We start from the raw sequence: 12,558 nt of genomic DNA on the forward strand, positions 1-12,558 counted from the left end.
CACTGCTGGTACGAGGCGCCCAAGGCCGGAACAGCGCTTGTTCAGATTGAGCACAGGGAAAAAACGTTGCTTCAGATGAATCTCAGGCGCGTCGCGCACAAACCCTGACGAACTTGCGTGAGGGAATTGATCATTACCGTTATAATCGCCGACTTTTCGTCAGGCTATACGATTCCAGACATGAGCCAATCCAGCGACCTTATCCAATCCGCACAACGCACCATCCGCCTCGAGCTTGAAGCCGTAGAAGGCTTACTGGCCCATATCGACGCAGATTTCGTACGCGCCTGCGAGATGATTCTGGCCAGCAAGGGCCGCGTCGTCGTGGTCGGCATGGGCAAGTCAGGCCACGTCGGCAACAAGATCGCCGCCACCCTGGCCAGCACCGGGACCACTGCGTTTTTCGTACACCCGGCCGAAGCCAGTCATGGCGACATGGGCATGATCACCAAGGATGACATCATCCTGGCACTGTCCAACTCCGGCACCACCAATGAAATCGTGACCCTGTTGCCACTGATCAAGCGCCTGGGCATCCAGATGATCAGCGTTACAGGCAACCCGGAATCAACGCTGGCCAAGGCCGCCGAAGTGAACCTCAACGTTCACGTGGCCCACGAGGCCTGCCCGCTGAACCTGGCACCAACCTCTTCCACCACCGCCGCGCTGGTCATGGGCGATGCCCTGGCCGTGGCACTGCTGGAAGCCCGCGGGTTTACCGCCGAAGACTTCGCGTTTTCCCACCCAGGTGGTGCCCTGGGCCGCCGCCTGCTATTGAAAGTGGAAAACGTCATGCACTCGGGCGACGAATTGCCCCATGTCCAGCGCGGCACTTTGCTGAAGGACGCGCTGATGGAAATGACCCGCAAGGGCCTGGGCATGACCGTTATCCTGGAAGCCGACGGGCGCCTGGCCGGGGTCTTCACCGACGGTGACTTGCGCCGCACCCTGGACCGCACCATCGACATCCACACCGCCACCATCGATGCGGTAATGACACCCCACGGCAAGACCGCCCGCCCTGAAATGCTGGCAGCCGAAGCCTTGAAGATCATGGAAGACCACAAGATCGGCGCGCTGGTGGTGGTCAATAGCGACGGCCACCCGATTGGCGCCTTGAACATGCACGACTTGCTGCGTGCGGGAGTGATGTAAATGACCGACGACCTGTTGCAACGCGGCAAAAACATCAAACTGGCGATTTTCGACGTTGACGGCGTGCTGACCGATGGCCGCTTGTACTTCCTCGAAGACGGCAGCGAATTCAAGACGTTCAACACCCTCGACGGCCAAGGCATCAAGATGCTGATGGCGTCGGGTGTGCAAACAGCGATTATCAGCGGCAGAAAAACCCCCGTTGTGGAACGCCGCGCACAAAACCTGGGGATTCCTCACCTGTATCAGGGCCGCGAGGATAAACTGGTGGTTCTGGACGAGCTTCTTGGCCAACTCAACCTAAGCTATGAGCAGGTCGCCTACTTGGGCGATGACCTGCCCGACCTGCCGGTGATTCGTCGAGTGGGCCTGGGCATGGCCGTTGCCAATGCCGCAGCCTTTGTTCGCGAGCATGCCCATGGCATCACCACCGCCCGCGGCGGTGAAGGTGCCGCCCGCGAGTTCTGCGAGCTGATCCTGCGTGCCCAAGGTAGCCTTGAAGCGGCCCACGCCGCCTACTTATAGAGCGTTTTATGCTGAGCAAAAAGATTCGCAACTTCCTGCTATTCGCAGTCATCGCCGCGCTGTTCCTGGCGGTGGGCTACTGGAATATCAGCCCGGAGCGCTTTCTCGACCAGCCTGCTGCGCAGGTTGACGAGGGGGTGATCGACTATTACGCCATCAATGCCAAAAGCGTGCAGTTCCTGCCCGACGGCAAGGTGCAGTACGAGATGACCTCAGACAAGGTCGAGCATATAAAGGCCAGCGAAGTGACCCTGCTGACCAACCCGGACATGAATATTTACCGCGGTACCGAGTTCCCATGGCACGTCACCAGCAAGCGTGGCGAGGTCAACCCGGACGGTACCGAGGTGGAACTGATCGACTCGGTGCGCGTTGCGCGCACTGACGATAAAAAACGTGAGACCGTGATTACCAGCAGTCGCATGACCGTATTCCCGCAGAAGCAATATGCGCAGACCGAGCAAGACGTTAGAATCGACGGCGCTGGCGGTGTATCGACTGGCAAGGGAATGAAAGCGTATTTGAAAGAAAGCAGGATACACCTGCTATCGAACGTAAGAGGACAGTATGAGGCTCGTTAAAACTCTCCCTATTTTGCTCGGCCTGGGCGCAGCACTGGGAAGCGTGAGCGCCTGGGCTCTGCCGAACGATAGCCAGCAGCCGATCCACATTTCGGCTGACGATGCGCAACTGGATGACAAGCAAGGCGTCGCCACCTACACAGGCGGCGTGATCATCACCCAGGGCTCGATGAAGATCACCGGCAACACGGTGACCCTGACTCGCACCCAGGCTGGCGATATTGACGTGGTCACTTCGGTGGGCAACCTGGCTTACTTCGAACAGAAGCAGTCCGCTACCGACACCGGCCCGATGAAGGGTTACGGCAAGACCATCCAGTATCACGCCCAGCAGAACCGCATCGTGCTGATCGACCAAGCCAAGGTGCTCAGCCCCGACGGCAACTCCACGGAAGGTGAGAAGATCACCTACGACACCGTGAAACAGATCGCTAACGCCGGTCGTGCCAATGGCAACAAGGTCACCGCACCGCGCCCACGCATCGACATGGTTATCCAGCCGAAGAAGAAGGCCGAGTAATGGCAACCCTGAAAGCCCAGCATCTGGCCAAGGCCTATAAAGGCCGTCAGGTCGTGCGCGACGTCAGCCTGTCGATCGACAGCGGCCAGATCGTCGGCTTGCTCGGCCCCAACGGCGCCGGCAAGACCACCTGCTTCTACATGATCGTCGGGCTGGTCCAGGCGGATCAGGGTCGCGTACTGATCGATGACTTGGACGTGAGCCACCAGCCGATGCACGGCCGTGCCCGCGCCGGTATCGGCTATCTTCCGCAGGAAGCGTCGATCTTCCGCAAACTGTCGGTGGCCGATAACATCATGGCCATCCTCGAGACCCGCAAGGAACTCGACCGTGACGGTCGTCGCAAGGAGCTGGAAAGCCTGCTGCAGGAATTCCACATCAACCATATCCGCGACAACCTCGGCATGAGCCTGTCCGGTGGTGAGCGCCGCCGCGTAGAAATCGCTCGTGCCCTGGCCACTGCACCGAAGTTCATCCTGTTGGACGAACCGTTTGCCGGCGTCGACCCAATATCGGTCGGCGACATCAAGCAGATCATTCACCACCTCAAGGCTAAGGGCATTGGCGTGCTGATCACTGACCACAACGTCCGTGAGACGCTCGATATCTGCGAAACCGCGTATATCGTCAACGATGGTCAACTGATCGCTGAAGGCGACTCCGCCACCATCCTGGCCAATGAACTGGTCAAGGAAGTGTACCTGGGTCACGAGTTCCGCCTGTAAACACCGTGGTGTCACGGCCGATTGCCAAGGTGCGCGAGAGTCAATGAAAACCTCTGGATTTTTATTGTTACCGCGCTCTAGGCAAAGCCCCCGATATCAGGCATATAATTTGCTTATGTTTGGCGCTCACGCGCCCTGTCGTGGATGGCGCATTGCGCCGGCGAATAAGGTGTTAAGCCCCTGCCATGAAACCATCGCTAGTCCTGAGAATGGGCCAGCAGCTGACGATGACACCGCAGCTGCAACAGGCCATCCGCCTGCTCCAATTGTCGACCCTGGACCTGCAACAGGAAATCCAGGAGGCCCTGGAGTCCAATCCGATGCTCGAACGCCAGGAAGAAGGCGACGACTTCGATAATGCAGACCCGCTGGCCGATAACATCGACCAAAAACCCAACCCCGATGTGCAGGAACCCTCCTATCAGGAAGCCGCCCCAACGGTGGATAACCTCGAGGAAGGCGACTGGAACGAACGCATTCCCAACGAGCTTCCCGTCGACACCGCCTGGGAAGACGTCTACCAGACCAGCGCCAGCAGCCTGCCCAGCAATGACGATGACGAGTGGGATTTCACCACCCGCACCTCCGCCGGCGAAAGCCTGCAGAGCCACCTGCTGTGGCAACTGAACCTGGCGCCGATGTCGGACACCGATCGCCTGATCGCCGTGACCCTGATCGACTGCATCAATAACCAGGGCTACTTGGACGAGACGCTTGAGGAAATTCTCGAAGCATTCGACCCTGAACTGGATATCGAGCTGGACGAGATCGAAGCCGTCCTGCACCGCATCCAGCAGTTCGAACCCGCTGGCATCGGTGCGCGCTCCCTCAGCGAATGCCTGCTGCTGCAATTGCGCCAACTGCCCGCCAAGACCCCCTGGCTCGCCGAAGCCCAGCGCCTGGTCACCGATTACATCGACATGCTGGGCAGCCGCGACTACAGCCAACTGATGCGCCGCATGAAGCTCAAGGAAGACGACCTGCGCCAGGTCATTGAGCTGGTACAAAGCCTCAACCCGCGTCCTGGCTCGCAAATCGAGTCCAGCGAAGCCGAATACGTGGTTCCCGACGTGATCGTGCGCAAGGATAACGAGCGCTGGCTGGTTGAACTGAACCAGGAGTCGGTGCCGCGCCTGCGGGTCAACCCGCAATACGCCGGTTTTGTGCGTCGCGCTGACACCAGCGCCGATAACACCTTCATGCGCAACCAATTGCAGGAAGCTCGCTGGTTTATCAAGAGCCTGCAAAGCCGCAACGAAACCCTGATGAAAGTGGCCACCCAGATCGTCGAGCACCAGCGCGGCTTCCTGGAATACGGCGACGAGGCGATGAAACCGTTGGTACTGCATGACATCGCCGAGGCGGTTGGCATGCATGAATCGACGATTTCTCGGGTAACCACGCAAAAATTCATGCATACCCCACGGGGTATTTATGAACTGAAATACTTTTTCTCCAGCCACGTCAGCACCTCCGAAGGCGGTGAATGCTCGTCCACGGCGATTCGCGCGATCATCAAAAAACTGGTTGCCGCGGAAAATCAGAAAAAGCCATTGAGTGACAGTAAGATCGCTGGTTTACTGGAGGCACAAGGCATTCAGGTCGCCCGTCGAACCGTCGCCAAGTACCGCGAGTCCCTCGGGATCGCGCCTTCCAGCGAGCGTAAGCGTTTGATGTGACGGGCGGGCCACAGCGTTCCAGTGGCAGGCGCTTTCGCCTGTCGCTTTATGCACTGGCAACGAAGGAGAAGCTGTATGCAAGTCAACATCAGTGGACACCAGCTGGAAGTCACCAAACCCCTGCGTGAATACACCGAAAGCAAGCTGAACAAGCTTGCGGGGCATTTTGACAAGATCACCAACGTGCAGGTCATCATGGAGGTCGATAAGCTCAAGCAGAAAATCGAGGCCACCCTGCACGTACCGAATGCCAAGCTCGTCGCCAATGCGGAACATGAGGACATGTACGCGGCGATCGACTCGCTCTACGACAAGCTGGACCGCCAACTCATAAAGCATAAGGAAAAGAATCTGCACCTGATGCAAGGTACAGGTCGTTAACTCTCCCCCCATGATCCGACTTGAAACCATCCTGACCCCCGGCCGTTCCCTTGTGAACGTGCCGGGCGGCAGTAAAAAACGCGCCCTCGAACAAATTGCCAACCTGATCGGCCGTGAAGTGCCTGAACTGGAAACGCAAACTGTGTACGAGGCACTGATTGCTCGTGAAAAACTTGGCTCGACCGGTTTTGGTAACGGCATCGCTATTCCCCACTGCCGCCTCAAAGGCTGCGAGACGCCTGTCAGCGCCCTGCTGCACTTGGACCATCCCATCGATTTCGACGCTATCGATGGCGCCCCGGTCGACCTGCTGTTTGTTTTGCTGGTCCCGGAAGCTGCCACCGATGCACACCTGGAACTGCTTCGGCAGATCGCCAGCATGCTCGACCGCAAGGAAGTACGCGACAAACTGCGCAGTGCCAGCAGTAATGAGGCGCTGTATCAGGTTGTCGTGGACGAACAGAACGGGCAGTAATCATGCGCTTGATCATCGTCAGCGGCCGTTCCGGCTCAGGTAAAAGCACCGCCCTCAATGTCCTTGAGGACAGCGGTTTCTACTGCATCGACAATTTGCCCGCCGGCCTGCTGCCGGAATTAGCGGAACGCGCGCTGATCCATACTGAACTGGCGCAACCCCTGGTCGCCGTTTCGATAGATGCCCGCAACCTGCCCAGCCATCTTGAGCGATTTCCACAATTGCTCGAGGAAGTGCGGGCCAAGCACATTCATTGCGATGTGCTGTACCTGGATGCCGACGAAGAGACGCTGCTCAAGCGTTTCTCCGAAACACGCCGACGCCACCCCCTCAGCAGCCCTCACCGCTCCTTGGCCGAAGCCATCGAGGACGAAACCAAGCTGCTGGGACCGATCATTGACCTCGCCGACCTCAAGATCAACACCACCAGCCTTAACCTCTACCAGCTGCGCGATGCCATCAAGCTGCGCCTGTTGAACCAGCCGGAGCCAGGCACGGCGTTTCTCGTGGAGTCGTTTGGTTTCAAGCGCGGAATGCCGGTAGATGCAGACTTGGTGTTTGATGTGCGCTGCCTGCCGAACCCCTATTGGAAGCCGGAACTGCGCGAACAATCCGGGCTGGATCAACCTGTTGCCGACTACCTGGCTGCGCAACCGGATGTTGAGGAGATGTTCCAGGACATTTCCAGCTACTTGCTCAAATGGTTGCCACGCTTTGCCGCAAGCAATCGGGCCTATGTCACCATTGCCATTGGCTGCACCGGCGGCCACCACCGCTCCGTCTACCTGACCGAACGCTTGGGCCAGGTGCTGCAACAAACCCTCAAGAACGTCCAGGTCCGCCACCGCGACCTTAGCTGAAAGGAACACCCCCGCGATGCCCGCTCTGGAAATTGAAATCATCAACAAGCTGGGCCTTCACGCCCGCGCTTCGGCCAAATTCGTGGGTGTGGCTGGGCAGTTTCCCTGCCAGATTCGGGCCGGGCGCACGCCGGAATCCATGGTCGATGGCAAAAGCATCATGGCAATGATGATGTTGGCGGCCGGCAAAGGCACCAAGATTCACTTGAAGACAGAAGGCGAGCAAGAGCAGGAAGCGATGGACGCACTGGTTGCGTTGATCAACAACTACTTTGATGAAGGCGAATAACCCTTCGTAGCAGCCCGGCTTGCCGGCAATGACGTCATTGCGTTCGATGTAAGACTGGAGCCAATCACCGGCAAGCGGCGCCTGCAGAAAAGCGTGTTTATCCTAAAGCCGTGTCCATCACCATCATCAAGCAAAAACCGGTGCACAATCCCAAACTGGCGAGTTTTTCGTGACCATTGCGTCGCGATTCAGGGATGACTTCGTGAGTCACCACCAATAGCATCGCGCCAGCAGCCAAGGCCAGGCCCAAAGGCAACAGCACCTCAGCCAGGCTCACCAACCAGGCGCAGAGCACAGCAAACACCGGCTCCACCAAGCCTGACGCAGCACCGATCATAAACGCCTTGACCCGCGACATCCCTGCCCCGGCCAACACCAGCGCGATCACAAGGCCTTCAGGCACATCCTGCAAAGCAATGCCCATGGCCAGGCTATCGGCCTCTGGCATGCCGCCTCCGGCAGAAACGCCGACCGCCATGCCTTCGGGGATGTTGTGAGCGATGATGGCAAACACGAACAGCCAGATGCGCGGCGGAATCACCGGCTTATCCGGCGTGCCGACGAGCATTTCCGGGCTTGCGCCGGAAACCTTGCGGTCAACCAGGTATAGCCCGAACGCCCCAAGCATAATGCCGAAGCTGATCAAGCCACTGGCGCCCCAGGGCGACAATCCCAGGCTTTCAGCCGCGGCAATGCCTGGCACGATCAGCGAAAACGCCGTCGCCGCCAGCATCACCCCTGCCCCGAAGCCCAGCAGTGTATCGCTCAATGCCACCGGCATCCGCCGAATGACCAACACTGGGACCGCACCGAGCGCCGTGCCGAGCGCGCAGATGGACCCGCCCTGCAGGGCACGCAGAATTCGCGGTTCCAGGTCAAGCCAGGCCAGCCCGTGGGCCACCAGCAATGCAGTACCTGCCAATAGCAGCAGCGAGCCAAGTGCATAACGAAACATCCGCCCGCTGCTGATCGCCAGTGTGTCAGTGCCCATAGTCGGCCTTAGATCTTGTTATAGAGGTGGATATCAGGCCACAGCGGCCTGATAGCGTGCGGCGACTTCAGGCCAGTTAATGACACTGTAGAACGCATTGATGTATTCCGGGCGACGGTTCTGATAAAGCAGGTAGTAGGCGTGCTCCCAGACGTCGAGGCCGAGAATCGGCGTATTACCGCTCATCAAGGGGCTGTCCTGATTGCCGCTGCTTTCCACCACCAGGGTCTTTTGCGGGGTGACGCTCAGCCAGGCCCATCCACTACCGAAGCGCGTCAACGCGGCTTTGGTGAAAGCATCCTTGAAGCTGTCGAAACCGCCCAATTGTTCCTCGATCGCCTTGCCCAGTGCGCCCTCGGGCTTACCGCCACCTTTGGGCGACATCACGGCCCAGAACAGCGAGTGGTTGGCGTGGCCGCCGCCTTGGTTAATCACGGCTGCACGAAGTTTTTCCGGCAACTGCTGCACGCTGGATACCAGTTTTTCCACCGGCCAGCCCGCAAACTCAGTGCCCTCAACTGCGGCATTAAGGTTGTTGATATAGGTTTGGTGGTGCTTGGTGTAATGGATCTCCATGGTTTGCGCATCGATATGCGGTTCCAAGGCGTCATAGGCGTAAGGCAAGGCAGGCAAGGTGTAGGTCATATCAATGTGCTCCGTAATGAGGAGTGGTCGGCTGCGCCGCAGTACCGCCCAGCAAGCGATGGGTACGCGGGTACTCGCCGTGATCGCTGATGAAATTCAGTAGCTCGACGTAGGTTTTGCTGCTCTGGCGCAAGGCCGCTTCCCGCAATTGCGGGCTCAGCCGCGAGTCCTGCAGGGTCTGTAAAAGACGCTGGTGAATAGCGCAAAGGTATTCCGCGCTTTCTTCCGGCTGGTTCAGGCGCAGGTGCAAGTCCGCCAGGTTATGATGAGAAATGACGCACGCCGCCACTGCTTCGTCGGCATCCGCCCAGCGTTCGAACAACACTTGAGCCAGGGCCAGGGCTTGCAAATAGGCCTCGCGAGCGTCAACCAACTCGCCCGCCATAAAGCAGCGATTGGCCCGTTCGATCGTGCGTTTCCAGTGCTCCATGGTGAGCCTCCAAAGCAGGGTCGGTGATTACACGCCGCCGGCCGTGAGCTTTTCCGGATCCAGCAGGACTTCCAGTTGGCTGCGCGGCAGGTCGGTGTGCTCGAGGGCGACATCAATCACCGGACGGCCTTGCTGATACGCCTTCTTGGCAATTTCAGCGGCCTTTTGGTAACCGATAATCGGGTTGAGTGCGGTCACCAAAATCGGGTTGCGCGACAGCGCTTCCTTGAGCTTGGCTTCATTGACCTTGAAGCTGGCGATGGCCTTGTCCGCCAGCAGGCGGCTGGAATTGGCCAGCAATTCGAGGCTGCTGAGCAGGTTCTGGGCGATGATCGGCAGCATCACATTCAGCTCGAAGTTGCCCGATTGACCGGCGATGGTGATCACGGTGTCATTGCCGATGACCTGCGCGGCGACCATGGCCGTCGCCTCCGGGATCACCGGGTTGACCTTGCCAGGCATGATCGAAGAGCCAGGCTGCAAGCCTTCCAGTTCAATTTCACCAAGGCCTGCGAGCGGGCCGGAGTTCATCCAGCGCAGGTCGTTGGCGATTTTCATCAACGACACGGCGGTGGTTTTCAACTGGCCGGAAACGGCGACGGCGGTGTCCTGGGAGCCGATCAGCGCGAACAGGTTTTTGCCTGGGGTGAATTTGACACCGGTCAGGCTGCTCAACTGCTGGCTGAATCGCGCAGCGAATTGCGGGTGTGCGTTGATCCCGGTGCCAACCGCTGTGCCGCCCTGGGCCAGCGCTTGCAAGCTAGGCAGAAGATCCTGCAAATGCGCGATATTGGCCTTGAGTTGCTGCGCCCAGCCATTGAGCACCTGGCTCATGCGTACCGGCATGGCATCCATTAAGTGAGTGCGGCCGGTCTTGATGAACGGGTGAACCTCTACGGCCTTCTGCTCGATGACTTGAACCAGGTGCAACAGGGCCGGCAGTGTTTGCTCATGGAGCACCAATGCGGCGCTGACGTGGAGGGTGGTTGGAATGATGTCATTGCTGCTTTGACCGCAGTTCACGTGGTCATTGGGGTTGACCGGCTCGCCGAGCAACCGACTGGCGAGGGTGGCAATCACCTCGTTGGCATTCATGTTGGAACTGGTGCCGGAACCGGTCTGGAAAATATCCACCGGGAAATGCGGCATGAAATCGCCTTCCAGCAGGCCTTGGGCGGCATCGACAATAGCCTTGCCCTGCCCCGCGCTGATTTGTTCGAGGTCGACGTTAACCTTGGCCGCCGCAACCTTGGCCAAGATCAGGGCGCGAATGAATTGCGCCGGCATGCGTTGATGGCTGATCGGGAAGTTGTTCACCGCACGCTGGGTTTGAGCGCCATACAAGGCTTCGGCAGGCACTTGCAGCTCGCCCATGCTGTCGCGTTCGATACGGGTGTTACTCATCGTTAGATCCTTGCACGAGGTCGGAGTGAGAAATAGACGGCAGCAATTCGCAGGTCGCCAATTGCCAGGCAAAGGTCTGCCAGCGCTTGAGACGGCAGGGACATTGAGAAAGCTGTTCCAGGTCACGCAGTGGACGCCAAGCCTGGTCCAGGCATACGGAACGCCAGTGCCACGGCAGCGCTATATCGCTGGCGGTGTCGAGCAGTAAACGCAATGAGGTCTCAGCGATCGTCCACGGATGGGTCGCGGTGCAGCACGCCAGGTATCGACCTTCGTTGAGGTAATGCTCGATCAGGCGAGGCTCATTTGGATCGAGTGCGCAGCGGATTTGACGACTCATCCAGCGCCAGCTTTCCAGATAAGGATCCTCATGCAGGACAGAACTCATGATCTACACTCGCTCGATAATGATATTCATTATTAAATGATATTAAGAATCAAAACAAGAGCACCAAAGGATTCGTCCCACGACGTAGTTACAAAAAAAGGCGCGCCATCCGTGGGATGGCGCGCCTTTTTCAGGGAGCGTTGAAGGGTTAGCTGCCGGCGACGGTCATCCGCTCGATCAGCACAGAACCTGTGCGAATGTTGCTGCGCAGTTCCAAGTCATTACCCACGGCAACGATCTGCTTGAACATATCGCGCATGTTGCCAGCGATAGTCACTTCCTGAACGGCAAACTGAATCTCGCCGTTTTCTACCCAGAACCCCGCCGCGCCACGGGAGTAATCACCGGTGACCATGTTCAAGCCATGGCCCATCAATTCGGTGACTAGCAAGCCACGGCCCATGCGCCGCAGCAACGCCGCCTGGTCTTCATTGCCATGGGTGACAAACAGGTTATGCACGCCACCGGAGTTCGCCGTGCTTGGCAGGCCGAGTTTGCGACCGGAGTACGTGCCCAATATGTAGGAGACCAATTCACCTTTCTCGACGAATGGCTTGGCATAAGTCGCCAGGCCATCACCATCGAACGACGTGCTGCCCATGGCACGCATCAGGTGCGGGCGTTCATCGATGGTCAGCCACTCGGGAAACAGTTTCTGGCCAATCGCACCTTCCAGGAACGAGGACTTACGGTACAAGTTGCCACCGGAAATCGCCCCCAGGAAGCTGCCGAACAACCCACCGGCAAGTTCTGCCGAAAACAGCACAGGCACTTCGCACGTCGGCACCGGGCGCGCGCCCAGGCGGCTCGCGGCACGCTGCGCAGCACGCTGGCCAATGCTCACCGGGTCCGCCAGCAAATCGCCCTGGCGATTCACGTCGTACCAGTAATCACGCTGCATCTGCCCATTGGCTTCGGCAATCATCACGCAGCTCAGGCTATGACGAGTGGACGCATAACCGCCGATAAAACCATGGCTGTTGCCATACACACGGCAGCCCTGATGGGTACTCAATGTGGTGCCATCAGCGTTCTTGATGCGCGCATCGGCGTCGAACGCCGCTGCTTCACAGATCAATGCCTGTTCGATGGCTTGCTCAGGCGTGATGTCCCAGGCGTGGAACAGATCGAAATCCTTCAGGTCCTTGGCCATCAGCGCCTTATCGGCCAAACCCGAGCTTTCATCCTCCGAGGTGTGCTTGGCAATCGCCAACGCAGCCGCCACCGTTTCGCGAATCGCTTCCGGGCCACTGGCCGACGTACTGGCCGAGCCTTTGCGCTGCCCGACATACAAGGTGATGCCAAACCCTTGGTCGCGATTGAACTCAACGGTTTCCACTTCACGCTGGCGTACCGACGTCGACAGCCCCTGCTCCAGCGACACCGCCACCTCACAGGCACTGGCCCCCTGGCGCTTGGCCTCGGCAAGGATCTGCTCGACTTGTTCCTGCAGTGCCGGTAACGCTTGCGGACCGACGCTTTGGGCTGCACTCATGGTTTTCTCCACTCA

General features: G+C 58.7%; 16 protein-coding genes. 10 read left to right on the forward strand and 6 right to left on the reverse strand.

What is annotated here, in order from left to right; genetic code table 11:
• Window positions 1-180 precede the first annotated feature (180 nt).
• From BFP95_RS19870 to BFP95_RS19915, 10 genes are all read left to right on the forward strand, one after another.
• Window positions 181-1,155 carry a KpsF/GutQ family sugar-phosphate isomerase gene (locus tag BFP95_RS19870; RefSeq protein WP_065875088.1) on the forward strand — a complete coding sequence of 325 codons (975 nt, stop codon included), beginning with the start codon at window positions 181-183 and terminating at the stop codon, window positions 1,153-1,155.
• On the forward strand, window positions 1,156-1,680 hold the full coding sequence (locus BFP95_RS19875) for a KdsC family phosphatase (RefSeq protein ID WP_049709977.1): 525 nt from the start codon (window positions 1,156-1,158) through the stop codon (window positions 1,678-1,680).
• 8 nt (window positions 1,681-1,688) lie between these two features.
• Window positions 1,689-2,261, forward strand: a complete 573-nt coding sequence (lptC, locus tag BFP95_RS19880) for an LPS export ABC transporter periplasmic protein LptC (protein ID WP_049709978.1) — start codon at window positions 1,689-1,691, stop codon at window positions 2,259-2,261.
• Window positions 2,248-2,781 (forward strand): lipopolysaccharide transport periplasmic protein LptA, encoded by a 534-nt coding sequence (lptA, locus tag BFP95_RS19885; RefSeq protein WP_025856312.1) that lies wholly within the window; start codon window positions 2,248-2,250, stop codon window positions 2,779-2,781. The genes lptC and lptA overlap by 14 nt, the downstream gene beginning before the upstream one ends.
• Window positions 2,781-3,506, forward strand: a complete 726-nt coding sequence (lptB, locus tag BFP95_RS19890; RefSeq protein WP_049709979.1) for an LPS export ABC transporter ATP-binding protein — start codon at window positions 2,781-2,783, stop codon at window positions 3,504-3,506. Before lptA ends, lptB begins: the two co-directional genes overlap by 1 nt.
• A 185-nt stretch (window positions 3,507-3,691) precedes the next feature.
• On the forward strand, window positions 3,692-5,185 hold the full coding sequence (locus BFP95_RS19895) for an RNA polymerase factor sigma-54 (RefSeq protein ID WP_065910596.1): 1,494 nt from the start codon (window positions 3,692-3,694) through the stop codon (window positions 5,183-5,185).
• A 75-nt stretch (window positions 5,186-5,260) separates the two neighbouring features.
• Window positions 5,261-5,566 (forward strand): ribosome hibernation-promoting factor, HPF/YfiA family, encoded by a 306-nt coding sequence (hpf, locus tag BFP95_RS19900; protein WP_003171804.1) that lies wholly within the window; start codon window positions 5,261-5,263, stop codon window positions 5,564-5,566.
• Window positions 5,567-5,576: 10 nt separating this feature from the next.
• Window positions 5,577-6,041 (forward strand): PTS IIA-like nitrogen regulatory protein PtsN, encoded by a 465-nt coding sequence (gene ptsN / locus BFP95_RS19905; RefSeq protein WP_065875091.1) that lies wholly within the window; start codon window positions 5,577-5,579, stop codon window positions 6,039-6,041.
• Window positions 6,042-6,043: 2 nt separating this feature from the next.
• Window positions 6,044-6,901: an RNase adapter RapZ gene (rapZ, locus tag BFP95_RS19910; RefSeq protein ID WP_049709982.1), complete on the forward strand. Its 858-nt coding sequence runs from the start codon at window positions 6,044-6,046 to the stop codon at window positions 6,899-6,901.
• Window positions 6,902-6,917: 16 nt separating this feature from the next.
• The gene (locus BFP95_RS19915) at window positions 6,918-7,190 is read left to right on the forward strand and encodes an HPr family phosphocarrier protein (protein WP_012722237.1); all 273 of its coding nucleotides are present in this window, start codon (window positions 6,918-6,920) and stop codon (window positions 7,188-7,190) included.
• A gap of 97 nt (window positions 7,191-7,287) precedes the next feature.
• Here BFP95_RS19915 and BFP95_RS19920 read toward each other — a convergent pair whose 3' ends face one another.
• The 6 genes from BFP95_RS19920 to pmbA all read right to left on the reverse strand — a co-directional run bounded on the left by BFP95_RS19920 (window position 7,288) and on the right by pmbA (window position 12,543).
• Entirely contained in the window at window positions 7,288-8,181 is an 894-nt protein-coding gene (locus BFP95_RS19920) for a ZIP family metal transporter (RefSeq protein ID WP_065879609.1), read from the reverse strand.
• 33 nt (window positions 8,182-8,214) lie between these two features.
• On the reverse strand, window positions 8,215-8,826 hold the full coding sequence (locus BFP95_RS19925; RefSeq protein ID WP_065875093.1) for a superoxide dismutase: 612 nt from the start codon (window positions 8,824-8,826) through the stop codon (window positions 8,215-8,217).
• A gap of 1 nt (window position 8,827) precedes the next feature.
• Window positions 8,828-9,256: a hypothetical protein gene (locus tag BFP95_RS19930; RefSeq protein WP_065875094.1), complete on the reverse strand. Its 429-nt coding sequence runs from the start codon at window positions 9,254-9,256 to the stop codon at window positions 8,828-8,830.
• Between the two features lie 27 nt (window positions 9,257-9,283).
• Complete coding sequence (locus BFP95_RS19935; RefSeq protein ID WP_065875095.1) at window positions 9,284-10,660, reverse strand: class II fumarate hydratase; 1,377 nt, start codon at window positions 10,658-10,660, stop codon at window positions 9,284-9,286.
• The gene (locus BFP95_RS19940) at window positions 10,653-11,048 is read right to left on the reverse strand and encodes a FagA protein (RefSeq protein ID WP_065875096.1); all 396 of its coding nucleotides are present in this window, start codon (window positions 11,046-11,048) and stop codon (window positions 10,653-10,655) included. The genes BFP95_RS19935 and BFP95_RS19940 overlap by 8 nt, the downstream gene beginning before the upstream one ends.
• A gap of 148 nt (window positions 11,049-11,196) precedes the next feature.
• Window positions 11,197-12,543 (reverse strand): metalloprotease PmbA, encoded by a 1,347-nt coding sequence (gene pmbA / locus BFP95_RS19945; protein WP_065875097.1) that lies wholly within the window; start codon window positions 12,541-12,543, stop codon window positions 11,197-11,199.
• Window positions 12,544-12,558 lie beyond the last annotated feature (15 nt).

It is taken from the genome of Pseudomonas sp. 58 R 12, from assembly GCF_900005865.1.
GTDB classification, from domain to species: Bacteria; Pseudomonadota; Gammaproteobacteria; order Pseudomonadales; family Pseudomonadaceae; genus Aquipseudomonas; species Aquipseudomonas tritici.